This is a genomic window from Vibrio sp. SCSIO 43009, from assembly GCF_023716525.1.
In the GTDB taxonomy this organism is placed as follows: domain Bacteria; phylum Pseudomonadota; class Gammaproteobacteria; order Enterobacterales; family Vibrionaceae; genus Vibrio; species Vibrio alginolyticus.
On record NZ_CP071842.1, the window covers coordinates 437,548 to 459,935 of the forward strand.

General features: G+C 44.7%; 24 protein-coding genes and 1 pseudogene. 10 read left to right on the forward strand and 15 right to left on the reverse strand.

The window, feature by feature from the left end; all coding sequences use genetic code 11:
- Positions 1 to 9: 9 nt before the first annotated feature.
- The 6 genes from J4N43_RS02020 to J4N43_RS02045 form a co-directional block, all read right to left on the reverse strand.
- Complete coding sequence (locus tag J4N43_RS02020; RefSeq protein WP_005381112.1) at positions 10 to 1,479, reverse strand: RNA polymerase factor sigma-54; 1,470 nt, start codon at positions 1,477 to 1,479, stop codon at positions 10 to 12.
- Between the two features lie 50 nt (positions 1,480 to 1,529).
- Positions 1,530 to 2,255 (reverse strand): LPS export ABC transporter ATP-binding protein, encoded by a 726-nt coding sequence (lptB, locus tag J4N43_RS02025; RefSeq protein ID WP_005381111.1) that lies wholly within the window; start codon positions 2,253 to 2,255, stop codon positions 1,530 to 1,532.
- A gap of 1 nt (position 2,256) precedes the next feature.
- A complete protein-coding gene (gene lptA / locus J4N43_RS02030) occupies positions 2,257 to 2,751 on the reverse strand; it encodes a lipopolysaccharide transport periplasmic protein LptA (RefSeq protein ID WP_005381109.1) in 495 nt (164 codons plus the stop codon).
- Positions 2,732 to 3,295: an LPS export ABC transporter periplasmic protein LptC gene (gene lptC / locus J4N43_RS02035; protein ID WP_005381106.1), complete on the reverse strand. Its 564-nt coding sequence runs from the start codon at positions 3,293 to 3,295 to the stop codon at positions 2,732 to 2,734. Before lptC ends, lptA begins: the two co-directional genes overlap by 20 nt.
- 86 nt (positions 3,296 to 3,381) lie before the next feature.
- On the reverse strand, positions 3,382 to 4,353 hold the full coding sequence (gene kdsD, locus J4N43_RS02040) for an arabinose-5-phosphate isomerase KdsD (protein WP_005381104.1): 972 nt from the start codon (positions 4,351 to 4,353) through the stop codon (positions 3,382 to 3,384).
- A 29-nt stretch (positions 4,354 to 4,382) separates the two neighbouring features.
- Positions 4,383 to 5,348 carry a calcium/sodium antiporter gene (locus J4N43_RS02045; protein WP_005381102.1) on the reverse strand — a complete coding sequence of 322 codons (966 nt, stop codon included), beginning with the start codon at positions 5,346 to 5,348 and terminating at the stop codon, positions 4,383 to 4,385.
- A 374-nt stretch (positions 5,349 to 5,722) separates the two neighbouring features.
- Between J4N43_RS02045 and mlaF the strand changes: the two genes are divergently transcribed.
- From mlaF to J4N43_RS02085, 8 genes are all read left to right on the forward strand, one after another.
- The gene (mlaF, locus tag J4N43_RS02050; protein ID WP_005388422.1) at positions 5,723 to 6,526 is read left to right on the forward strand and encodes a phospholipid ABC transporter ATP-binding protein MlaF; all 804 of its coding nucleotides are present in this window, start codon (positions 5,723 to 5,725) and stop codon (positions 6,524 to 6,526) included.
- The gene (gene mlaE, locus J4N43_RS02055) at positions 6,516 to 7,307 is read left to right on the forward strand and encodes a lipid asymmetry maintenance ABC transporter permease subunit MlaE (RefSeq protein WP_158159793.1); all 792 of its coding nucleotides are present in this window, start codon (positions 6,516 to 6,518) and stop codon (positions 7,305 to 7,307) included. The genes mlaF and mlaE overlap by 11 nt, the downstream gene beginning before the upstream one ends.
- 2 nt (positions 7,308 to 7,309) lie before the next feature.
- On the forward strand, positions 7,310 to 7,798 hold the full coding sequence (gene mlaD, locus J4N43_RS02060) for an outer membrane lipid asymmetry maintenance protein MlaD (RefSeq protein ID WP_005381099.1): 489 nt from the start codon (positions 7,310 to 7,312) through the stop codon (positions 7,796 to 7,798).
- A 2-nt stretch (positions 7,799 to 7,800) separates the two neighbouring features.
- Positions 7,801 to 8,439 carry a phospholipid-binding protein MlaC gene (gene mlaC, locus J4N43_RS02065; protein WP_005381098.1) on the forward strand — a complete coding sequence of 213 codons (639 nt, stop codon included), beginning with the start codon at positions 7,801 to 7,803 and terminating at the stop codon, positions 8,437 to 8,439.
- Positions 8,439 to 8,759, forward strand: coding sequence for an STAS domain-containing protein (locus J4N43_RS02070; protein ID WP_005381093.1), 321 nt, complete (start codon positions 8,439 to 8,441; stop codon positions 8,757 to 8,759). Before mlaC ends, J4N43_RS02070 begins: the two co-directional genes overlap by 1 nt.
- Positions 8,760 to 8,762: 3 nt before the next feature.
- The gene (gene ibaG / locus J4N43_RS02075; RefSeq protein WP_005381092.1) at positions 8,763 to 9,017 is read left to right on the forward strand and encodes a BolA family iron metabolism protein IbaG; all 255 of its coding nucleotides are present in this window, start codon (positions 8,763 to 8,765) and stop codon (positions 9,015 to 9,017) included.
- 9 nt (positions 9,018 to 9,026) lie between these two features.
- Entirely contained in the window at positions 9,027 to 10,283 is a 1,257-nt protein-coding gene (gene murA, locus J4N43_RS02080) for a UDP-N-acetylglucosamine 1-carboxyvinyltransferase (RefSeq protein ID WP_005388419.1), read from the forward strand.
- Positions 10,284 to 10,438: 155 nt separating this feature from the next.
- A complete protein-coding gene (locus J4N43_RS02085) occupies positions 10,439 to 11,164 on the forward strand; it encodes a 1-acylglycerol-3-phosphate O-acyltransferase (protein WP_005381088.1) in 726 nt (241 codons plus the stop codon).
- 85 nt (positions 11,165 to 11,249) lie between these two features.
- On the opposite strand, the gene J4N43_RS02090 is transcribed toward J4N43_RS02085, so the two are convergent.
- The 6 genes from J4N43_RS02090 to arcA all read right to left on the reverse strand — a co-directional run bounded on the left by J4N43_RS02090 (position 11,250) and on the right by arcA (position 15,839).
- On the reverse strand, positions 11,250 to 11,639 hold the full coding sequence (locus J4N43_RS02090; protein ID WP_005381087.1) for a RidA family protein: 390 nt from the start codon (positions 11,637 to 11,639) through the stop codon (positions 11,250 to 11,252).
- A 130-nt stretch (positions 11,640 to 11,769) separates the two neighbouring features.
- Positions 11,770 to 12,231 (reverse strand): aspartate carbamoyltransferase regulatory subunit, encoded by a 462-nt coding sequence (gene pyrI, locus J4N43_RS02095; protein WP_005381086.1) that lies wholly within the window; start codon positions 12,229 to 12,231, stop codon positions 11,770 to 11,772.
- Between the two features lie 15 nt (positions 12,232 to 12,246).
- A complete protein-coding gene (gene pyrB, locus J4N43_RS02100) occupies positions 12,247 to 13,176 on the reverse strand; it encodes an aspartate carbamoyltransferase (protein WP_005381085.1) in 930 nt (309 codons plus the stop codon).
- Positions 13,177 to 13,262: 86 nt separating this feature from the next.
- The gene (locus J4N43_RS02105) at positions 13,263 to 13,358 is read right to left on the reverse strand and encodes a hypothetical protein (RefSeq protein ID WP_005381084.1); all 96 of its coding nucleotides are present in this window, start codon (positions 13,356 to 13,358) and stop codon (positions 13,263 to 13,265) included.
- Positions 13,359 to 13,457: 99 nt separating this feature from the next.
- Positions 13,458 to 14,462, reverse strand: coding sequence for an ornithine carbamoyltransferase (locus tag J4N43_RS02110; protein ID WP_005385520.1), 1,005 nt, complete (start codon positions 14,460 to 14,462; stop codon positions 13,458 to 13,460).
- A 156-nt stretch (positions 14,463 to 14,618) separates the two neighbouring features.
- A complete protein-coding gene (gene arcA, locus J4N43_RS02115; RefSeq protein ID WP_005381082.1) occupies positions 14,619 to 15,839 on the reverse strand; it encodes an arginine deiminase in 1,221 nt (406 codons plus the stop codon).
- Between the two features lie 583 nt (positions 15,840 to 16,422).
- On the opposite strand from arcA, the gene rraB reads away from it, so the two are divergent.
- The gene (rraB, locus tag J4N43_RS02120) at positions 16,423 to 16,836 is read left to right on the forward strand and encodes a ribonuclease E inhibitor RraB (protein ID WP_005381081.1); all 414 of its coding nucleotides are present in this window, start codon (positions 16,423 to 16,425) and stop codon (positions 16,834 to 16,836) included.
- A 154-nt stretch (positions 16,837 to 16,990) separates the two neighbouring features.
- A complete protein-coding gene (locus tag J4N43_RS02125) occupies positions 16,991 to 17,791 on the forward strand; it encodes a glycosyl hydrolase 2 galactose-binding domain-containing protein (protein ID WP_005381080.1) in 801 nt (266 codons plus the stop codon).
- A gap of 19 nt (positions 17,792 to 17,810) precedes the next feature.
- Here J4N43_RS02125 and J4N43_RS02130 read toward each other — a convergent pair whose 3' ends face one another.
- The 3 genes and pseudogenes from J4N43_RS02130 to J4N43_RS02140 all read right to left on the reverse strand — a co-directional run bounded on the left by J4N43_RS02130 (position 17,811) and on the right by J4N43_RS02140 (position 22,297).
- Positions 17,811 to 18,716 carry a bifunctional helix-turn-helix transcriptional regulator/GNAT family N-acetyltransferase gene (locus J4N43_RS02130; protein ID WP_080773746.1) on the reverse strand — a complete coding sequence of 302 codons (906 nt, stop codon included), beginning with the start codon at positions 18,714 to 18,716 and terminating at the stop codon, positions 17,811 to 17,813.
- Between the two features lie 115 nt (positions 18,717 to 18,831).
- Positions 18,832 to 19,236 (reverse strand): DUF2061 domain-containing protein, encoded by a 405-nt coding sequence (locus tag J4N43_RS02135; RefSeq protein ID WP_005381078.1) that lies wholly within the window; start codon positions 19,234 to 19,236, stop codon positions 18,832 to 18,834.
- A 201-nt stretch (positions 19,237 to 19,437) separates the two neighbouring features.
- Positions 19,438 to 22,297, reverse strand: a pseudogene (locus J4N43_RS02140) (valine--tRNA ligase).
- Positions 22,298 to 22,388 lie beyond the last annotated feature (91 nt).

Below are 22,388 nucleotides of genomic sequence, written 5' to 3' on the forward strand. Positions count from 1 at the left end.
GTTAGTGCCTTATAATAGGCGTTTACGCTGACTTGAAGGGGCAATTCCCAAGGATTCGCGATATTTGGCTATCGTACGTCTTGCGACCTGAATCCCTTGGTCAGCCAGAAGAGCAGCAATCTTGCTATCACTCAGTGGTTTGGCAGTATTCTCTGCTGCGACCAGTTTTTTAATGAGTGCACGAATTGCTGTTGACGAACATTCTCCGCCGTTGTCAGTACTAACATGGCTAGAGAAGAAGTACTTCAATTCAAAAATACCACGTGGTGTATGCATAAATTTTTGCGTTGTTACACGAGAAATCGTGGATTCATGCATGTCCACAGCCAAAGCGACATCATTGAGCACCATTGGCTTCATGGCTTCCTCACCATACTCGAAGAAATCTTGTTGATGTTCAACAATACATCTTGCAACTTTGAGTAGCGTCTCGTTTCTACTCTCTAAGCTCTTAATTAACCATTTTGCCTCTTGCAAATTGCTGCGGATGTACTGGCTATCCGCGCTATTACCTTTGCCTAATTGAGCATATTGTTGATTTACTTTTAATTTTGGCACGCTATCCGGGTTTATAGAAACGGTCCATTTGCCATTGTCTTTAAAAACGGATACGTCTGGAATTACGTACTCGGTATCATCAGGAGTGATGCGACTACCTGGACGAGGATCTAACTGTTGGATAAGCTTTAAGACTTCACGAAGATCGGCTTCTTTCAGCTTAGTCTCTTTGATGACGAGCTTGTAGTCTCGGTTGCCTAGGTGATCAATATGATCCGCAAGTATCATTTTGGCTTCAGCAAGCCACGGCGTGTCTTCTGGGAAGGTCGTCAGTTGCAGTAACAAACATTCTTGTAAGTTACGCGATGCAACGCCAAGAGGATCGAATTGTTGAATGCGTTTACGAACAGCTTCTACTTCGTCTAACTCTATCTCTTCATTATCGAAGCTCTCATGAATCTCTTCAGGCGACAAAGTTAAATAGCCGTAGTCGTCAACAGCGTCAATAATCGCTAATGCAATCGTGCGGTCGGTTTCACTGAATGGTGTTAGGTCAAGCTGCCACATGAGGTAATCATGTAATGATTCAGTGGTTTCGCCTTGGTAGACGGGCATATCATCATCAAGAGCTAAGCCAGTGCTACCAGTATTCGCGCTGTAGACGTCATCCCAAGTCGTGTCGATTTCAAGTTCAGAGCTAATTTCTGATTTCTCTATCACATCGGAGCTATCTGGAACGTCAATTTCTGTTGGTTCGCTAGCACTGTTGCTATCAGCAGCCTCGACCGCTGACTTATCTTCACCGTTTGCTAGAGGCTCGTCTTGGCCTTCTTCAACTTCCAATAATGGGTTTGAGTCCAACGCTTCTTGGATTTCTTGTTGAAGATCGAGTGTCGACAATTGCAATAAGCGAATCGCTTGCTGCAACTGTGGCGTCATGGCTAACTGCTGACCTAGCTTGAGTTGTAATGAAGGTTTCATTCAGTGTTACTTACCTTGTAATGCTCAGAATCTTACCGTTCCTAATATAATCATAGACGGAATTGTTCGCCGAGATAAACTTGTTTCACCTGTTCATTATTGAGAACTTCTGCCGGAGTTCCCGATGCAATTAGGTGCCCTTGGCTCACGATATAGGCTTTTTCACATACGTCCAGTGTTTCACGTACATTATGGTCAGTGATTAACACTCCGAGACCACGATCGCGCAGATGCTCAATGATTTTCTTGATGTCATTAACCGAAATTGGGTCAACACCAGCGAAAGGTTCATCCAATAAAATGAACTGAGGGTTGGCCGCTAAAGCTCGAGCGATTTCCACCCTGCGTCGCTCACCCCCTGATAGTGCCATACCAGCACTGGTTCTGATGTGCTGGATGTGGAATTCTTCCAACAAATCTTCCAGTTTATCTTGGCGCTCTTCCCTCGTCATTTCTTGACGAGTTTCAAGTACGGCCATGATGTTATCTTCTACTGAAAGCTTACGGAAAATCGACGCTTCTTGCGGAAGATAGCCAATGCCAAGGCGTGAACGGCTATGCATCGGTAAAATACTGATGTCATTGTCGTCAATGGTAATGGTGCCCTCATCACGAGGTACTAAGCCGACAATCATGTAAAACGAGGTGGTTTTACCCGCGCCGTTTGGACCGAGTAGCCCAACAATCTGACCAGATTCAACTTCTAAGCTAACATCAGTGACGACTTTGCGTTTTTTGTAGCTTTTCGCCAAGTTTTTCGCACTCAGTACTGCCATATTAGTTCTCTATCTGATTGGGTTGCAAAATGGTCGTAACGCGCTCTTCCTTAGAGCTATCTGCGACTAGCTTTTGTTTACCAATTTGGTAACGAATCGAAGAACCTTTGATGGTGTTGTTGTCTTGCGCCAGCTGCGCTTGACCTTTCATGGTCAGTTCGTCTGTAGAAATACGGTAATCCAGCTCCGTAGCTTGACCACTAAGTGTTTTACCATCGTCCATCAGCTGAGAAAACTTCGCAGGTTTACCAAATGCTTGAATCTGTTTAATTGCTTCGGTTTTAGGATCGCGAGTTACCACGATTCTATCAGCATCGATATTGATGCTCCCTTGCTTAAGAGATACATCGCCTTCAAAAACAACCTGGTTACTCTTCATATCCACCTGTTGGGTGTCAGAGTTTATGTAAACCGGCTGTTGAGTATCCGACTTGAGTGCCAGCGCTTGAGGCGCCGCCAATACCAGTGCCAGTAGGCTAAGGTGTAACGGTTTCATATCGACCTTGAACTTCATCTGTCAGAGTCGCGGTATGCTGTTTTAAGTTGCCTTGCATTGCGCCTCCAGTAGTTTCAAATTGTGGTCCAACCAACATCACTTGTTGGTCAGCTTTAAAATCACGATTGGTTAGATTAATGACCAATTTGTCTGTTGCCATGGTATCAAAACTCGCACCAGGCAGAAGATTTTGCATTAAGACTTTGTCATATAAAGTCAAAACTTGGTCTTCATCTAACACTGCTCTTGTGGCAGTCACCTTCCATTCAATGACGCTACCTTCACGGTAAACCATCAAAGTCGGGTTATTAAAAATAGTATCTCCACTCTTAGCATAATGGTCTAAGTTAGTGGAGCGAATGATGTAACTGCGGACACCATCTTCACCGTAGGTGATGTTTTCTAATCCAGAACCACTGAACATGGGCAGTTCAGAATCTGGTGCTACTTGAATTGCGTCGTTGCCTTTAGGGGTTAGTAGGTAATAACCGCACCACGCTACAACGAAGATCAAGAGCAAATAAATAAGGCGAGTAAAACTCATATAATGAAGGCCTATCGTTTAGCTCAGTACTTCCCTGACCATTGCCTTTATTCGTCTAATAAATGATTTAAATGTTTGTGCTGATATTACATCACGCCAGCTTTTAGTAAATCGTGCATGTTCAGTGCACCCACAATTTTTTCGTCTTTACATAAAATCAGAGCGTTAATGTTTTTATTCTGCATCAAGTTCAAACCTTCAACCGCCAGCATATCAGGGTGTGCTGTGGTTGGGTTTGTCGTCATGACCTCGCCAATTGCCGTCGTATGAATATCGATACGCTTGTCTAAGGTACGACGTAAATCACCATCGGTGAATATACCAAGCATAGCATCGTGCTCATCGACGATGGCTGTCATGCCTAACCCCTTTTCTGAAATTTCAAGCAGGGCATCGCGAATTAATGCGTCAGGAGAAACTTTAGGTAACGCTTCTCCAAAGTGCATAATATCAGACAACTTAAGTAGCAGTTTTCTCCCCAGTGCACCACCTGGGTGAGATAGGGCAAAATCTTCGGCAGAAAAACCACGAGCTTGAAGCAGAGCTACGGCTAATGCATCTCCCATCACTAATGTGGCAGTCGTACTGCTAGTTGGCGCCAGGCCTAACGGACAAGCTTCTTGAGGTACCGTAATTTGCAGGTGTAAGTCAGACAGCTTGGCCATATTTGATTCTGGCTTACCTGTCATGCTGATGATCTTAATATTCAGGCGCTTTAATACTGGAAATAGAGACAAAATTTCGTTTGATTCACCAGAGTTAGAAATTGCCAGCACAATGTCACCAGGGCTAATCATACCCAAGTCACCATGTGCGGCTTCGCCTGGATGAACGAAAAACGCAGAAGTCCCAGTGCTTGCCAGAGTGGCGGCAATCTTGTTACCAATATGGCCTGACTTGCCAATACCCATAACGACAACTTTGCCGTTGTTGGAAAGGATAAGTTCACACGCTTTTTCAAATTGATCATCAAAGTAGGTATCTAGCTCTTGCAGAGCAGCAACTTCGATATCAAGAACTTGTTTAGCAGCAGCGCGAAAATCAAATTGATTGGACATATCAGATCTCTACTTATTGATCGTGGTAATTAAGCGGTCATGTTTGCGAATAAGTACACTTGGTAACCTAAGAAGCACACAAACAAGATGGCACCTTCAATACGGTTAATACTGCGTGATTTACCCAAACACATCGCGACAAGTAACAATGAAACGCCTAACATGACCCAGAAGTCACGTCCCATCGCGTACTCACTGAGCACCGATGGATTAATGATGCCAGGAATCCCCATTACCGCCAGAATGTTAAACACATTCGAACCGATAATGTTACCGACAGCCATGTCGTCTTCACCCTTTAAAACTCCCGCAAGTGATGCGGCCAGTTCTGGCAGGCTAGTGCCAATGGCGATAATAGTTAGGCCGATAACAAGGTCGCTCATACCAAAGTGTTTAGCAATAATTACCGCGTTATCAACCAGCATGCTGGCTGCCAAAGGAAGCAGTATCAAGCCAATAACCACCCACATGATTGCTTTAGGGTTACTGACGCCTTCTGGGATCTCTGACTCTTGGTCATCAAGAAAAACATCACCTGATTTTTGCTCTTTGCGGCTGATTTGCAACATAGCAAATAAAAATGCCCCAAAGAGTACAAACAATAAGACACCCTCATAAAAACCGAGATGGCTATTCCAAAGCAGAATACCAGCGAGTACGGTTACGGCTATCATGAGTGGCAGTTCTCGGCGGATGACGGCGGAGCTAATCGACAAAGGCTTGATCAGCGCTGTAATACCTAGGATTAACGCAATGTTCGCTATGTTTGAGCCTAATACGTTACCCACCGCTGTATCCGTTTTGCCATCCCAAGCGGCGGTTGCAGATACCATCATCTCAGGGGCGGATGAGCCCATCGCAAGGATTGTCATGCCGATGACAAGCGGGGAAATACCGACGTTGCGGGCTATCGCTGCAGAGCCAAAAACAAGTTTATCTGCACTCCAAACAAGCAAAACAAGACCGACTATAAGCAACGCAACGGCTTCGAGCATGAGAATTCCTAAGTATTAAATAAGTAAAATGAATAACCGCTAATTTTGACCTTTTGCGGCCTAAAATGGAAGATAAACGAAGAATAAATTAAAGGTTAGTAACGAAAATGTATGTAAATCTCACTCATTTAAATGAGCAATTCTGGTCTAGGATTTAAACACTTCGTGCTAATTAGGTCATAAACCATGAGAAATTGCAGGGATATAGTCGACTTTATTTAATTGAACAGTGCTTTAAATTCAACGCCAATGTGCTTATGATTGCAGCCTAATAAATGTACCGACGTTACTTTATTAAACGTAGAATTCAACTCCGATGAGTATCTGCTTGATGATTCCGTGAGTTGCAACGCTCCTACAGTAGAAGAGATGATATGTCGAACAACGATTTAGTCACCGTGAACAACCTCACTTTTTCACGGGGAGAACGCATGATCTTTGATGATATTGATCTGCATGTTCCTGAAGGCAAAGTGACGGCCATTATGGGACCATCGGGAATTGGTAAAACAACACTGCTGCGTTTGATTGGTGGTCAGTTGTATCCCGAGCAAGGAGAGATCTGGTTTGATGGCGACAATATTCCCTCTCTCTCGCGTAAAAAACTCTACCACGCTCGAAAGAAAATGAGCATGTTGTTCCAGTCAGGGGCTTTATTCACTGATTTGAATGTTTTTGATAATGTCGCCTTTCCATTGAGAGAGCATACCGATTTATCGGAAGATTTGATTCGCACCATGGTGTTACTCAAGCTCGAAGCTGTCGGTCTGCGCGGCGCGGCGCAATTAATGCCGAGTGAGCTTTCAGGTGGTATGGCAAGACGCGCTGCTTTGGCTCGGGCAATCGCACTTGACCCTGACCTGATCATGTACGATGAGCCGTTTGTGGGGCAAGACCCAATTACTATGGGCGTTTTGGTTGAGCTAATTAGCAATCTAAACCAAGCGTTAGGTTTGACCTCTATTGTGGTTTCTCACGACGTACCTGAAGTCATGAGTATTGCTGACTGGGTATACCTGATGGCCGATGGAAAAATCATCGCCTATGGTACGCCAGAAGAGCTGACTCAAAACTCTGATCCTCGTGTCCAGCAGTTCTTACAAGGTGATGCCGACGGTCCTGTACCGTTTCGTTTCCCTTCTCAAAGTATCGAAAAGGACTTATTTGATGGTCGATAACTTCATTCACTTTGTCGCCTCGCTGGGTCGACGCACGCTTTCTATTTGCGGAGCATTTGGTCGTGCGACTTTCATGTTGATTGGGGCGCTATTTTCTAAGCCACAACCGATCAGAAGCTTTCCTCTGCTTGTTAAGCAACTTTATTCTGTTGGTGTTCAGTCGCTGGCGATCATCGTCGTATCTGGTCTGTTCATTGGAATGGTTTTGAGTCTACAAGGCTATGTTGTGTTGGTGGATTACGGCGCAGAAGGCAGTTTGGGGCAAATGGTAGCGCTTTCGTTACTCCGTGAATTAGGACCCGTTGTTACTGCACTTTTGTTTGCTGGTCGTGCCGGTTCTGCGTTAACCGCAGAGATAGGTCTAATGAAAGCAACGGAACAACTGTCTAGCCTTGAAATGATGGCGGTAGACCCATTGAAACGAGTGATTGCACCACGGTTTTGGGCTGGGGTTATCTCAATGCCTTTACTGGCTATGATTTTCATAGCTGTGGGAATTTGGGGCGCTCAGCTTGTTGGTGTTGACTGGAAAGGCGTTGATCACGGCAGTTTTTGGTCAGCGATGCAGTCCTCTGTTGAGCTAGGGCAAGACATTGGTAACAGTATGATCAAATGTTTTGCGTTTGCAATTACGGTTACTTGGGTCGCTCTATTTAACGGTTATGATGCTATTCCAACATCGGAAGGGATCAGCCGAGCAACTACGCGCACTGTTGTGCATTCTTCTTTAGCAGTACTAGGATTAGACTTTGTACTGACCGCATTGATGTTTGGGAATTAATCATGCAACAAACACGTAAAACTGAATTATGGGTTGGCAGCTTTGTATTAGCGGGAATTTGCGCGATTCTTGTGATGATTTTTCAAGTTGCTGACGTAAAAAGCATTGGCTCTGGTGATACTTATACCCTCAAAGCCGAGTTCGATAATATTGGCAGTTTAAAAGTTCGTTCTCCCGTAAAAGTGGGGGGCGTTGTGATTGGTCGAGTAAGTAGTATTTCGCTTAACCCAGATAACTTATTGCCAGTTGTAACACTATCTATCAATAGCAAATACAATCAGTTCCCAGAAACGTCGAGCGTACAAATTTTGACATCTGGCCTGATTGGTGAGCAATACATTGGTTTAGTACCTGGCTTCGTTTTTGATGATGAAGTCATGCTGGTGGATGGTGATACCATCGAAGACACCAAATCGGCGCTTGTGCTTGAAGACTTAATTGGTCAAGTACTATACAGCGTAGGTGGTTCAGACGACTCAAGTAAGGAATAACTATGTTAGCGAGATTACTACTTTCAGTTTGTGCTGTGTTTAGCGTCTTTGGAGCAACAGCAGCAGAGGTGGATAAAACTGAACCTTATAAGATGATGAAGCAGGTAGCTGAAGTCACGTTCGAAAGATTGAAAGCCGAACAGCCGAAAATCAAACAAGATCCAAATTTACTTAAAGTGATCGTTGAAGAAGAGCTAATGCCTTACGTCAACTACCGCTATGCAGGGTTAAAACTTCTTGGTCCAAACTTAAAAGGTGCTAAGCGTGAAGATGTACTTGAGTTTATCGATGCATTTCGTGCGTACCTGATTGCGTCTTATGCACAAGTGTTGACGCAATACTCTGACCAAAAAATTGAGTTTGGTCCTGAGCCTAGCATTGATGACTCTAAGCGTATTACAAGCATTAAAGTTGATATCATCGATACTCCGCGTCCAAACATCAAACTTGAGTTTAAACTGCGTAAAGACAACCAGTCTGGTGAGTGGGAAGCATTCGATATGATTGCAGAGGGCATTAGTTTGCTTTCTAGTAAACAATCCGAATGGAACAGTAAAATTCGTCAAGAAGGCATTCTATCTGTTGCTAAAGACTTAGAAAAATTGGCCGCAGAACCGATCCGCTTCGAGGCGAAGAAATAATGGCCCAGACTCCCGCTCAGTGGCAATTGGATCAAAACATTCTTAAGCTAACAGGGGCACTTGATAGAGATACAGTGCCTTCATTGTGGGCGTATGCTCAGCAATGGCAACCTGCTCAATCGGAGCTGGAATGCTCGCTAAAAGAGATAGAGCGCGTCGACTCTGCAGGAATGGTGATGTTAATCCACTTATTAGAGCATGCAAAAAAGCAAAACTGTCATATAATGCTCAGTTTCGTGCCGGCGCAACTGCGCACTTTGTTTCAACTGAGCAATGTTGAATCTTTAGTGGCCAAACACATACAGAATTATCAGGGGTAAATTGTGGATAGCGCAAAAGTACAACAGTTATTAGAAGAAGCACTAAACCTTCAAGAAGTGCATGTGAAAGGTGAAGGTAGCCACTATGAAGTGGTTGCTGTTGATGCTTGTTTCGATGGAATGAGCCGCGTTAAGAAGCAGCAGCTAATTTATGCTCCTCTGATGGAATACATCCAGCGTAACGACATTCACGCATTATCAATCAAAGCGTTCACACCAGAAGAGTGGGCTCGTGATAAGAAATTGATGTCGCTTTAAGGTTTATTGATGGAAAAGTTTCGAGTTATTGGGTCAGATAAACCACTAGTTGGTGAAGTGACCATTTCAGGTGCAAAAAACGCAGCACTGCCGATTTTATTTGCGTCTATCTTGGCGGAAGAGCCAGTAGAAGTGGCAAACGTACCACACCTTCGTGATATCGATACAACCATGGAATTGCTTAAGCGTTTAGGCGCGAAAGTAAGCCGCAATGGCTCTGTTCATGTTGACCCAAGCAGTATTACAGAATACTGCGCGCCTTATGATTTGGTGAAAACCATGCGTGCTTCTATTTGGGCTTTAGGTCCTTTGGTGGCGCGCTTTGGTCAAGGTCAGGTTTCTTTACCAGGCGGTTGTGCCATCGGTGCCCGTCCTGTGGATCTGCATATTTCTGGTTTAGAGCAGCTTGGCGCAACCATTACATTAGAAGATGGTTATGTGAAAGCAGAAGTGGATGGTCGTCTAAAAGGCGCGCACATCGTGATGGATAAAGTCAGCGTAGGCGCGACGATCACCATCATGTGTGCCGCAGCGCTGGCGGAAGGCACAACAACACTAGATAACGCTGCGCGTGAGCCTGAAATCGTCGATACCGCTGATTTCCTAAATAAGCTTGGCGCAAAAATCTCTGGCGCTGGCACAGATACCATTACGATTGAAGGTGTTGAGCGCCTAGGCGGTTGTAAACACAACGTGGTTGCTGACCGTATTGAGACGGGAACATTCCTTGTCGCAGCAGCAGTATCTGGCGGTAAAGTGGTATGTCGCAACACTAATGCTCATTTGCTTGAAGCGGTTCTCGCCAAGCTGGAAGAAGCTGGCGCGCTTGTCGAAACGGGTGAAGATTGGATCTCCGTTGATATGACCGACCGCGAGCTAAAAGCGGTAAGTGTACGTACTGCGCCACATCCTGGTTTCCCGACGGATATGCAAGCTCAATTTACGCTTCTGAACATGATGGCGAAAGGTGGCGGCGTGATCACAGAGACTATCTTTGAAAACCGCTTTATGCACGTACCAGAACTCATGCGTATGGGCGCTAAAGCTGAGATCGAAGGCAATACGGTTATCTGTGGTGATGTTGAGTCACTCAGCGGTGCGCAAGTGATGGCAACCGATCTACGAGCTTCGGCTAGTTTGGTTATTGCAGGTTGCATTGCTAAAGGCGAAACCGTCGTTGATCGTATTTACCATATCGACCGTGGTTACGACAAAATCGAAAATAAACTGGCTGCACTTGGCGCAAATATTGAGCGAGTGAGCTAGGCAAGTTAAACTGCACCGCAGGTAACTTGGATATCAAGAGAGCCGAAACCTGAGTTTCGGCTTTTTTATATCACTCTCATGACCATATTTTCCCTTTATGGAAAGAGAGATATTAATAGCTGTATCTGGCAAAAGCCGGTTCCTGGAGAACAAGAATGATTGCACTGTTACGTGTATTTGCTGTCGCTATCTTTGCGATTGTTATGTTTATTGGTGGTTGTGGTTACTGCCTATTAAGCCCTAGAAACCCTAAGCACGTTTTCACTTTTGGCCGTTTGTTTGCCAAGATGTCTCGTGTGTTTGGGATTAAGTTAGAGTTGCGTATCCCTGAAGATGCGTATTCACGCGGCCAACATGTTTACATTGCTAACCACCAGAACAACTGGGACATGTTTACTGTTTCTGCGGCTGTGACTCCGAAAGTTGTGACAGTAGGTAAAAAGAGCTTGGCTTGGATGCCACTGTTTGGTCAGCTTTACTGGCTTACGGGTAACATTCTGATTGACCGAGCGAATCGCTCTAAAGCAAAAGGGACTATCGATCAGGTCGTGAGCAGCATGAAAGAAAGTGATGTTTCGGTGTGGATGTTCCCAGAAGGCACGCGTTCTCGTGGACGTGGTTTGCTGCCATTCAAAACAGGTGCTTTTCATGCGGCAATTGGTGCAGGTGTGCCAATCATTCCTATCGTATGTAGCTCGACGAATAAAATTAAGCTGAACCGTTGGAACAATGGTCATGTGATTGTTGAAATGCTACCTCCAATCAGCACTGAAGGCTATGGTAAAGAGGGCATTCGCGAGTTAGCGAATATCTGTCGTGAACAGATGAAAGAGAAGCTTGAATCGTTAGATGAAGAAGTCAAACAGCGCAACGCTGCTTAAGTTTTACTGCGATATCATCACGAAAAGACAATAAAAAACGGGTAGCCTGAGCTACCCGTTTTTTATTGTTTGTCAGCAAGTGCAATTATTTGCGAACAGCGATTGCTTCAATCTCGATGCCAACATCTTTTGGTAGGCGAGCCACTTCTACACAAGAGCGTGCAGGGTAGTTTGCTACGCCGTGCTCATCAAAGAACTTGCCGTAAACTTCGTTCACTGTGCCAAAGTCATTTAGGTCTTTAACAAAAACCGTTAGCTTTACAATATCAGATACTTTAAGACCTGAAGATTCAACTACAGCCTTTACGTTTTCTAGAGACTGACGAGCTTGTTCTGCGATATCAGCAGACACTTCACCTGTCGCTGGGTTTACTGGGATTTGGCCTGAAGTAAGAACCATGTTACCTAGATCTACGCCTTGAACGTAAGGACCGATTGCTGCTGGTGCAGACTCAGTGTGAAGTACTTTCGTCATTTGATTTTTTCCATCAGTTGTAGGGAATAAAGATTCTCAGTTTGCCTCTAAACCCTCGGTAGGTAAAGAGCAAAATACCCTGACATTGCAGGGTATTTTAAACGTATCACAGCCTAGTCGTGCGGCGTGTTTATCGCTCGGTTACGATCTCGCGTGAGAACACTTTCTCGCAGTATTTACACTTTAGGCGGATTTCTTGTTTCTTCTCGAACACGCTAAAGCTGCTTTCTACTGGTTCATTATGAGAAATACAGTTTGAATTCGGGCATTCAAATACATCATTGATGCGCTCAGGAAGCTCTAACGCGAGCTTTTTCACCACTTCATAATTCTCGATTTGATTCACGGTCGCGTGAGGAGCATACAACGCTAGCTTGCTCGCTTGCTCTTCATTGATAAACACATTTTCGATTTTGAGTAGATCTTTATGACCGAGTGCTGATGATGGCAAGTTCAGTCCAATCGTTACGCGTTGTGATGAATTGTGCATATCGAACAGTCTTAATACTTTGATGCCGATTTGCGCAGGGATGTGGTCGATGACCGTACCATTTTTGATTGCTTCTACCTGCAATTGAGTTTCTTTAGCCATGATTTTTCCCCTCGATTACAGTGTTTCGTTTAGAACAAGCGCCAGCAGTGCTTGGCGAGCATACACGCCATTTTGAGCTTGCTGGAAGAAGTAAGCATGAGGCGTTTTATCAACATCAGTTGTAATTTCATCCACACGTGGTAGTGGGTGCAGTACTTTCAAGTTCTCACGCGCGCCTTCTAGTAGTGCCGCCGTTAGGATGTAAGCCGACTTAATATGTGCGTATTCCGATTCGTCAAAGCGTTCTTTCTGTACGCGTGTCATGTACAGAATATCCAGTTCAGGAATCACACTTTCCATGTCTGTGTGTAGGCTATATTGAATGCCAGCTTCGTCTAGTTCTTCGCAGATGTAATCTGGCATTGCCAGCGCATCTGGTGCAACAAAGAAGAAGCGGATGTTGTTAAACTTTGCTAAGGCTTGAGTCAGTGAGTGCACTGTGCGGCCATATTTTAGGTCACCTACGAATGCGACGTTCAGGTTGTCTAGACGCCCTTGTGTTTCCGCGATGGTGTATAGGTCGAGTAGCGTTTGAGTTGGGTGTTGGTTTGCACCGTCGCCCGCGTTGATCACTGGCACGCCATTTGAAAATTCAGATGCCAAGCGAGCGGCGCCTTCTTGTGGATGACGCATCACAAAGGCATCGACGTAAGAAGAGATGACTTGTACTGAATCTGCGAGTGTTTCGCCTTTCTTCGCCAGAGAGGTATTACCATCATTATCAAAGCCAATCACGTCACCACCAATGCGCTGAATCGCTGTTTCAAACGATAAACGTGTACGTGTTGATGGTTCAAAGAAACAACTTGCAACGACTTTGTTTTTAATCAGTTCTGGTCGAGGTGCTTTTTTAAGGCTACCTGCTGTTTCTACGATAAGTTCCAGTTCTTCGCGTGAAAGCTCTGGAATAGAGATGATGTGCTTCTGGTAAAGCGAGTTCGCCATGATCTTCTTCCCTATAACATTGATGACTACATCCAAATAACCGAAAGGAATTTTGGACATAAAAAAACCTCCCCAATGGGGAGGTTTTAAAATTCAATAGAATTAACGAAAATAACACCACGTAAGCGTAGTCGCTTAGCGAGAGCAAATCGCGTTTTTACGTCAGCAATCAGCGTGGTCATTTCTTAATCCTCAGACAAATTGCCGAGCATTATACGCTTAACTTTCGTGAGCGCAAGCGATTACATCATGGTTTTTATCGGCTGTTTTTGCGCACTGGTTTAGCTTCCTAGCGTCGCAACCATCACGGCTTTGATGGTATGCATACGGTTTTCAGCTTCGTCGAATACGATGGAGTATTCCGATTCAAATACCTCTTCTGTTACTTCAAGGCCTTTCATACCGTATTTTTCAGCGACTTCTTTGCCGACGGTGGTTTCATCATTGTGGAAAGCTGGAAGGCAGTGCATGAATTTCACATGTGGATTACCCGTTTGCTCAATCACGTCCATATTGATTTGATAAGGTGTCATTAACGCTACACGTTCATCCCATGCCTCGGCAGACTCACCCATAGACACCCAAACGTCGGTGTATAGGAAGTCACAACCTTTCACACCTTCTTCAACGCTTTCTGTTAACGTGATTTTTGCACCGGTTTGTTGCGCGATAGTTTGACAAGTTGCCACGAGCTCTTCTTCAGGCCAGAACGCTTTTGGCGCGACAAGGCGAATATCCATGCCCATTTTCGCTGCGCCCACCATAAGTGAGTTCCCCATGTTGTTGCGCGCATCACCTAGGTAAGCGAAGGTTATTTCATGCAGCTGTTTACCACGGCCGTGCTCTTGCATGGTCAGGAAGTCAGCAAGGATCTGGGTTGGGTGGAACTCATCCGTTAAACCATTCCACACAGGAACACCAGCATAAGTACCAAGCTCTTCAACAATGGATTGGCCAAAGCCTCGGTATTCAATCCCGTCGTACATACGACCAAGAACGCGAGCGGTGTCTTTCATCGATTCCTTATGACCGATCTGCGAGCCAGAAGGGCCGATGTAAGAGACTTGAGCACCTTGGTCAAAGGCAGCGACTTCAAACGCACATCGGGTACGAGTCGAAGATTTCTCAAAGATTAGTGCGATGTTTTTACCTTGAAGTTTCTTCTGCTCTGTTCCTGCATATTTAGCTTTTTTCAGCTCTGCAGACAGTTCGAGCAAAAACTGGATTTCTTTGGTTGAGAAGTCCAATAGCTTCAAAAAGTTGCGGTTACGTAAATTGAAAGCCATAGCTCGTCCCTTAGTACATGTGATTAGATTAATAGAATTCATTAAAACATATAAATGCTTTTATTGTGAATAGTTATTTTAAATTAAAGCTAAAAAAGGTTGATGTATTCACATCAACCTTAGTTTTGATTCACCTAATGTAAAGGGACGAGTAAGTTATATATCGTCTCGTTCTATTGGACAGCTCATACAGCGAGCGCCACCGCGACCACGACCAAGCTCGTTACCAGGTACTGTCAGTACTTTGATGCCAGCTTTATCGTATTTTTCGTTGGTGTATACGTTGCGTTCGTAACCAATTACTACGCCCGGTTTTACAGTTAGAACGTTATTGGCATCATTCCATTGTTCGCGTTCCGCTTCATAGCTGTCGCCACCAGTGGTGATGATTTTCAGCTGATCTAAGCCAAGAGCGGACTCAATCGCGTGCAGATAGTTATGTGAGGCTTCAACATGCATTTCACCGTTGCCTTTTGGTGTTAAGCGCCATGTGTCGAGATCTTTGCGCATGATCTCTGGGTAAACAGAGAAAGTATCTACATCCATATGGGTCATCACGGTGTCTAAATGCATACATGAGCGGTGTTTAGGCAGATCAATTGCAATCACCTCGGTAGCTTGGCCTGCTTTAAATAGGCTTGCTGCAAGGTTCTCTACACCTTGTGCAGTCGTACGCTCAGACATACCGATAAGAACTGCACCTTTACCAATAACCAACACATCACCGCCTTCGACATTCGCATTATCATAATGCAGATCATCGTCACCGAAGTATTTGATAAAATCTTGGCCAGCAAAAATTGGGTGCCAACGATAAATCGCACGTAAGTGGTTTGTTTCACGTTGGCGTGCAGGCATCATCATCGGGTTAAGAGAAACGCCGCCATAAACCCAGCATGAGGTATCACGAGTAAAGAGGTGATTAGGCAGTGGCTCAATAACAAAGTCGAGAGGACGCTTCATTTTTGGCAGCATAGAAGATGAGGAGATCGGTAGCTCTGAGTAAGCTAAGCCACCTAAAAAGATGCAGGCAAGGTGTTCATCATCCATTTCTGAAAAGTATTGGCGTAGGTCTCGCGCAAATGTTGGCCCGTAGCGAAAGTCAGAAATCTGAGTGTTCAGCAGCCATTGTTTTGCTTCTGGAACAGCGAGGGTTTCGACCAGTAAATCGTGGAGGAGAAGCACTTCAACGTCTTGCTCGCGCAGCGTACGTGCGAATGCATCGTGCTCTTCACCTGCCGCTTCTACAGCAAGAACGTCATCAAATAGCAACTCATGACAGTTTGATGGAGTTAAGTGGGTTAGGGCGCGTTCAGGGCGATTTAATAGAACTCGTCGAAGTTGACCAACTTCTGATCCAACGTACAGCTTGCTCATTTTGTATCCTTACAAATTTTCCAGCCATTAGTTATGACAAGCTTCCTAGAAAGATGCAAGTTATCAAGCTTTGTTTATATTCTGGTGTTTCTGGTTTTGTGAGTTTTTTATTTTTATTTTGATTCTTATGAAATTTATTATTAGATATAAATGCTATTTTACTAAAATTAGAGTGCGTGCGTTTTTATTCTAATTTTCCCGTTGAGAAAGAATACACGCACAGTGCATAAAACGTGCATTTTTATTCTAAATTATGCATTATTAAAGTGAATTTATTCGTTATGCTTCTTCGTTTTACACGTGAGTGTATTCAAGAAAGCATCATAAACACGCATAGAAAGAGAAAATAACCACATTAAGTGTCAATTAGGATGTTCTGAATATTAAAAAATGCCATTCTTTGTTAATTTTTTGTTTCTTTGTGTGGTCGGTTTAATATTTAGATTCAAATAACCGATAAGAATCGCAGTGGTATGATGTTTGTTTGTGGCTTTTCATCGCAATCCATGCCATATTTCACCGGATCAGCATACTCAGTATCGGGTATTGTGTTTCCATCAAGTAACTAATCTGGAGCCAAAACATGTCTCACGAAGATGAATATCTATCAGTAGAAGAATTAATTGAGATTCAAAAGGAAGAGACTCGCGATATCATTGCAGCATTGCTAGAAGATGGCAGCGATCCAGATTCGCTATACGAAATTGAGCACCACCTGTTTGCAGAAGATTTTGACACGCTAGAAAAAGCGGTAGTTGAAGCATTCAAGATGGGCTTTGAAGTTCTTGAAGCAGAAGAAACTGAAGATGAAGATGGTAACAAGTTGCTTTGCTGTGATGCGACTATGGAGTCCGCACTAGACGCAGAAGCGATTGATGCGCAAGTTGAAAAATTGATTCACTTGGCAGAAAAATACGACATCATCTATGACGGTTGGGGTACGTACTACGAAGGCGAAGATGCGCTTTACCCTGAAGAAGATGAAGACGACGAGTAATCAAAGCTCACTACTTTTGGAAAAACCAGCGTTTAACGCTGGTTTTTTTATACCTTGAAAAACTGACGAATGTGGAGGCGATAAATAATTCACATTGAGTTTATAGGGGATTTCTCCCTATAATGCGTGAAAATTGATCTAGCTCAAGGTGTATATGCAACTCTCACTCGCCGGTTTATGGCAAGTCTCTCCACTGACGGACCTTTCTATCCCACAGGATGACATTACTTTCCCTGCTCCTTTGAGTCAGGTATTGCCAGCTGAAATGACAGAAGAAGCAATTCGTCAGCAAGAGTGGCACCTGATGCATGACATTGAAGTGGATGAATCCATGATGGCATTCCCAGCGGTAGAAATGGTGTTGGGTGGTGTGGATTACCATGCAGAAGTGCGTTTGAACGGAGTAGCATTGTTCGACTGTGACGGTTCTCAAAATGTCTACAAGAAAGACATTCGTCCGTTCATGCAAATGGGGCGTAACCGCTTTGAAATCTTGTTCTTAGAGGAAGAAGAGGATCTTCTGTTTGATGAAGATAAACCTGAGCTGTGCTCTCTGTCCGATCATGAATATAAAAAAAGTGATGAGCGCTTAGGGGTATGGCAAGAACCGTATCTGCAGTTCATTCGCAATGTGCGTTTAGACCGCGTGGCTACCGAACAGATTTGGCACCACGGTGGTGGTTGTGAGTTTAAAGTAGACTTGTACTATCAAACTTTTTCGCCGGGCCTGGTCTCTGCATCGGTTAAGTTTAATGGTATGACTTACCATATTCCTATTGATGTCCGAGCGGAGCATGCGAGCGCTTTATTCCAGATCGAAGCGCCAAAGTATGCCGATCTTACTGATCCTGATCCAAGTGATCTCTACCAGTTGTCTGTTGAGTTGGATGGGCAGCACCAAAACTTCACTGTTGCCTTGAGCCAGGAGCTTTGTGTTACCCATGTTGTGCTTTAACTCTTAGTAATGCTCTTTATTACAGTGTTTTAAGCATTACGACTTCACATGCATCATGCCCTGTTTGTCCAAGCGGGGCATCGAGATGCTCAAAGCCTAGCTTTTCATACAAGCTTACCGCTTCTCTCAGACATTCAGTTGTCTCTAAATAGCACTGCTGATAACCAAATTGTTTCGCCAATTGTAAGCTCAATGCGACGATGCGTTTGGCTAAACCGTGCCCTCGTGTTTGAGGTAAGAAGTACATCTTTTGTAGTTCACACACATTTGGCTCGCCAGCTAAAGGGGCAAAGCCACCGCCACCAACGATCTCTCCGCGATGTTCAATGACCCAATAGGCGGCCCCGAATTGATTGTAAACCGAATACATATCATCAAGCGTTGGATCGGCCACACCATAACCTTTGTCTGCGGTTAAGCCGTATTCTGCAGAGACTTTACGAATCACATCTGCGACTTGCGGGTTGTCTGCTTTAGTAAGAGGTCGAAGAACGTATTCCTCAGACTGACACACTTTTGTTAGCCCTTTTAGGTAATTCTCTAGACCAAGTTTGAGTTGCTCTTGCTCGCTGTCATCGAGTTGGGTAAGCAGTTGTTCAAAGAAGTGGTTTTGCTGTTGGTCCAGTTCTGATAACGCCTGTTGGCCTTGCTCTGTAATCGCTACGAGTTGACTACGTTTGTCTTTTGGGTTTTCGATGCTCTCGACCAAACCTAATTTAATCAAACCAGTAACGGTTCGGCTCGCGTTGGACTTGTCGACATTAAGCTGCTGTGCCAGCTGATTGATGGTCAATGGCTGCAATTGGATTTCACCCAATGCGTGCGCTTGCACTGGAGTGAGAGCGACATCGCCGCATTGTTTATCAAGCATACCAAGCAATCGGACGGCTTGACGGGAGTAGTGTCGAAGTTGACGAGCGTTCATTATCACTTACCTCTAAAAATAAAGTTGCGCACCGCAATTAAATTAATTGCGGTGCGCAACCTTGTCAATGGTAAATGTCATTTTTCTCGTTAGGAGACGTAGTGAGCCTCCATGTTTAAGCGTGGTGATGTAAACAAAACTGCGGTGCTGGAGCTTTTTCTGATGATTTACGCATCCATACTTTCTCGTGGAAGTAGTAAGCCACCGTGTTCAAACTCGGCTCTAGCATCGCCATTACGCCGCCGACAAATGCATCACCTGTTAGTAAGTAAACCACGGTAAAAGCGACGCTGAAGTGCACGGTCGCAAAGCTTGCGGTTTTTAATTTGGTCATCCACTGACGAGCTTTAAGTGCTGGGACTTTTGCCCATGCCTTTTCATGAAAGTAGAAGGCTACGGTGTTCACTGAAGGCTCAATCATGGCAATTAAACTACCAATTAGAATGTCGCCTGTGAGTACGTAAGCGACACTAAATGCGATAGTAAAATGCAGTGCTGCGAAAGTTAGTGTCTTTTTCATGATAATTACTCAATCGTGTTTGTTTCGATGAGTTCATTATCGATAATAATTCTCATTAATGCTAATGGGTAATGAGTATTGTTGTGATAGGGGGAAGCTATTGATGATGGTTTTGGTGAAATGTATACAAAAAAGGTTGGCCATGATGACCAACCTTTGAACCAAAAGTGAGAAGTGTTAATTCTTCTCTTTCACTGAGGCTTAAAGCGCAGCGATCGTTGTCTTCTGCTCTTCTAGCTTAGCTAGTGTCTCTTTGTAGCCTTCAAGCTTCTCACGCTCTTTAGCAACAACTGCTTCAGGTGCTTTCGCTACGAAGCCTTCGTTACCTAGTTTGCCTTCGATACGCTTGATTTCGCCGTGAGTCTTCTTGATTTCGCCATCTAGACGAGCAAGCTCAGCATCTTTGTCGATCAGACCTGCCATTGGGATCATCAACTCAGACTTACCAACCAGTGCTGTCGCACATGCAGGAGTTTGTTCGCCAGTTTCAAGCACGCGTACTGCTTCTAGCTTCGCTAGTGACATCAGTACTTGCTTGCTTGCTTCTAGACGAGAGGCATCTTCTGCATTTGCTGCTTTCAGCATAACGTCAAGCGGCTTACCAGGGTTGATGTCGTATTCAGCACGTAGGTTACGGATGCTGGTAATGAACGCCTTCACCCATTCGATATCATCTAGCGCTTCTTGGTTGAAGTTTGCTTCGTCGAATTGAGGAAGTGTTTGTAGCATGATTGTCTCGCCTTCTACACCTTCAACTAATGGCTTGATGCTTTGCCAGATAGTTTCAGTGATGTAAGGAATCACTGGGTGAGCTAGACGTAGAGTCTTCTCAAGAACCGTGATTAATGTACGACGAGTACCACGCTGTTGTGCTTCAGTACCTTTCCATAGAACTGGCTTAGTAAGCTCTAGGTACCAGTCACAGAATTGGTTCCAGATGAATTCGTAAAGCGTGTTCGCAGCCATATCTAGACGGAAGTTGTCGATATGGTTGTTGAACGCTTTCGCTGCTAGTTCAAACTGAGACTCGATCCACTTGTCTGCTAGTGAGTATTCAATCTCACCACCGTTGAAGCCACAATCTTGCTCTTCTGTGTTCATCATTACGTAACGGCTTGCGTTCCATAGCTTGTTACAGAAGTTACGGTAACCCTCAAGACGCTTCATATCCCAGTTGATATCACGACCTGTCGATGCCATTGCTGCAAGAGTGAAACGCAGTGCGTCTGTACCGTATGCTTCGATACCGTTTTCAAACGTCTTACGAGTGTTCTTCTCGATCTTCTTCGCTAGTTGAGGCTGCATCATGTTGCCACAACGCTTCTCTACGAGAGACTCTAGGTCGATACCATCGATCATGTCGATTGGATCAAGGACGTTACCTTTCGACTTAGACATCTTGTCGCCGTTTTCATCACGGATTAGACCAGTAACGTAAACCGTCTTAAATGGTACTTGTGGTTTGCCGTTTTCGTCTTTCACGAAGTGCATGGTCATCATGATCATGCGCGCAACCCAGAAGAAGATGATGTCGAAACCAGTTACTAGAACGTCTGAAGGGTGGAATACTTTCAGGTCGTCAGTTTGCTCTGGCCAACCTTGAGTACCGAATGTCCATAGTGCAGAAGAGAACCACGTATCCAGTACGTCTTCGTCTTGGTGCAGTTCAATGACTGACTCTAGGTTGTTGCTCTTACGAACTTCTTCTTCAGTGCGACCTACGTAAACATTACCTTGGTTGTCGTACCAAGCTGGGATGCGGTGACCCCACCATAGCTGACGAGAGATACACCAGTCTTGAACGTCACGCATCCAAGAGAAGTACATGTTTTCGTACTGCTTAGGAACAAATTGGATGTCGCCGTTTTCTACTGCTTCAACTGCAGTTTTCGCTAGAGGCGCAGTACGTACGTACCATTGGTCAGTTAGCATTGGTTCGATAACCACGCCACCACGGTCGCCGTAAGGAACTTGTAGATCGTGATCTTTCACTTCTTCAAGTAGGCCTAGCTCGTCGAATTCAGCAACGATAGCTTTACGAGCGGCAAAACGCTCCATACCGTGGTATTTAGCTGGTAGCTCAGTGCTGTAAGCGTCGCTTGCTTCGCCGTTGGTGTTGAATACTTCAGAAGCATCACGGATGTTTGCGTCGAAAGTCAGAATGTTGATCATTGGTAGCTGGTGGCGCTTACCTACTTCGTAGTCGTTGAAGTCGTGCGCAGGTGTGATTTTCACACAGCCAGTACCTTTTTCCATATCTGCGTGCTCATCGCCCACGATTGGGATGCGACGATCAACGATAGGAAGGATGATTTCTTTACCGATAAGATCTTTGTAACGTGGATCTTCTGGGTTAACTGCAACACCCGTATCGCCTAGCACGGTCTCTGGACGAGTCGTTGCAACAACGATGTAGTCTTTGCCATCGGCTGTTCTAGCGCCATCTGCTAGTGGGTAGCGGAAGTGCCACATGTGGCCTTTAGTGTCTTTGTTCTCTACTTCTAGATCTGAAATCGCTGTGTGTAGCTTTGGATCCCAGTTAACCAGACGCTTACCGCGGTAGATTAGATCGTCTTCGTATAGACGTACGAAGACTTCTTGAACGGCGTTAGATAGACCATCGTCCATCGTAAAGCGTTCACGATCCCAGTCTACAGATGCGCCAAGACGACGAAGCTGCTTAGTGATAGTGCCGCCAGATTCGCCTTTCCATTCCCAGATTTTGTCGATGAAAGCTTCACGACCGTAATCGTGTTTTTGTTTTGCCTTCTTCTGCAGCGATCTTACGCTCAACAACCATCTGAGTTGCGATACCAGCGTGGTCAGTACCTACTTGCCAAAGGGTGTTTTTACCCTTCATACGTTCACAACGGATAAGCGTATCCATGATCGTATCTTGGAACGCGTGGCCCATGTGTAGGCTACCAGTGACGTTCGGTGGCGGGATCATGATGCTGTATGATTCTTTAGTAGTGTCACCGTGTGGCTTAAAGTAGCCTTTCTCTTCCCAAGTCTGATACAGAGCTTGTTCGATTGAAGTTGGGTTGTATGTCTTTTCCATAGCGCTCTTTTTAATGGATACGTTGATGGTTGAATCTTAGTCAATCTTTATAAGTGAGGGATCTTAACAAGATCGCCTTAACTATAAGGAT

Excerpts from the sequence above, each read along its gene's own strand:
- J4N43_RS02020 (WP_005381112.1), bottom strand. The coding sequence starts at position 1,479 with ATGAAACCTTCATTACAACTCAAGCTAGGTCAGCAGTTAGCCATGACG.
- lptB (WP_005381111.1), bottom strand. The coding sequence starts at position 2,255 with ATGGCAGTACTGAGTGCGAAAAACTTGGCGAAAAGCTACAAAAAACGC.
- lptA (WP_005381109.1), bottom strand. The coding sequence starts at position 2,751 with ATGAAACCGTTACACCTTAGCCTACTGGCACTGGTATTGGCGGCGCCT.
- lptC (WP_005381106.1), bottom strand. The coding sequence starts at position 3,295 with ATGAGTTTTACTCGCCTTATTTATTTGCTCTTGATCTTCGTTGTAGCG.
- kdsD (WP_005381104.1), bottom strand. The coding sequence starts at position 4,353 with ATGTCCAATCAATTTGATTTTCGCGCTGCTGCTAAACAAGTTCTTGAT.
- J4N43_RS02045 (WP_005381102.1), bottom strand. The coding sequence starts at position 5,348 with ATGCTCGAAGCCGTTGCGTTGCTTATAGTCGGTCTTGTTTTGCTTGTT.
- mlaF (WP_005388422.1), top strand. The coding sequence starts at position 5,723 with ATGTCGAACAACGATTTAGTCACCGTGAACAACCTCACTTTTTCACGG.
- mlaE (WP_158159793.1), top strand. The coding sequence starts at position 6,516 with ATGGTCGATAACTTCATTCACTTTGTCGCCTCGCTGGGTCGACGCACG.
- mlaD (WP_005381099.1), top strand. The coding sequence starts at position 7,310 with ATGCAACAAACACGTAAAACTGAATTATGGGTTGGCAGCTTTGTATTA.
- mlaC (WP_005381098.1), top strand. The coding sequence starts at position 7,801 with ATGTTAGCGAGATTACTACTTTCAGTTTGTGCTGTGTTTAGCGTCTTT.
- J4N43_RS02070 (WP_005381093.1), top strand. The coding sequence starts at position 8,439 with ATGGCCCAGACTCCCGCTCAGTGGCAATTGGATCAAAACATTCTTAAG.
- murA (WP_005388419.1), top strand. The coding sequence starts at position 9,027 with ATGGAAAAGTTTCGAGTTATTGGGTCAGATAAACCACTAGTTGGTGAA.
- J4N43_RS02085 (WP_005381088.1), top strand. The coding sequence starts at position 10,439 with ATGATTGCACTGTTACGTGTATTTGCTGTCGCTATCTTTGCGATTGTT.
- J4N43_RS02090 (WP_005381087.1), bottom strand. The coding sequence starts at position 11,639 with ATGACGAAAGTACTTCACACTGAGTCTGCACCAGCAGCAATCGGTCCT.
- pyrI (WP_005381086.1), bottom strand. The coding sequence starts at position 12,231 with ATGGCTAAAGAAACTCAATTGCAGGTAGAAGCAATCAAAAATGGTACG.
- pyrB (WP_005381085.1), bottom strand. The coding sequence starts at position 13,176 with ATGGCGAACTCGCTTTACCAGAAGCACATCATCTCTATTCCAGAGCTT.
- J4N43_RS02105 (WP_005381084.1), bottom strand. The coding sequence starts at position 13,358 with ATGACCACGCTGATTGCTGACGTAAAAACGCGATTTGCTCTCGCTAAG.
- J4N43_RS02110 (WP_005385520.1), bottom strand. The coding sequence starts at position 14,462 with ATGGCTTTCAATTTACGTAACCGCAACTTTTTGAAGCTATTGGACTTC.
- arcA (WP_005381082.1), bottom strand. The coding sequence starts at position 15,839 with ATGAGCAAGCTGTACGTTGGATCAGAAGTTGGTCAACTTCGACGAGTT.
- rraB (WP_005381081.1), top strand. The coding sequence starts at position 16,423 with ATGTCTCACGAAGATGAATATCTATCAGTAGAAGAATTAATTGAGATT.
- J4N43_RS02125 (WP_005381080.1), top strand. The coding sequence starts at position 16,991 with ATGCAACTCTCACTCGCCGGTTTATGGCAAGTCTCTCCACTGACGGAC.
- J4N43_RS02130 (WP_080773746.1), bottom strand. The coding sequence starts at position 18,716 with ATGAACGCTCGTCAACTTCGACACTACTCCCGTCAAGCCGTCCGATTG.
- J4N43_RS02135 (WP_005381078.1), bottom strand. The coding sequence starts at position 19,236 with ATGAAAAAGACACTAACTTTCGCAGCACTGCATTTTACTATCGCATTT.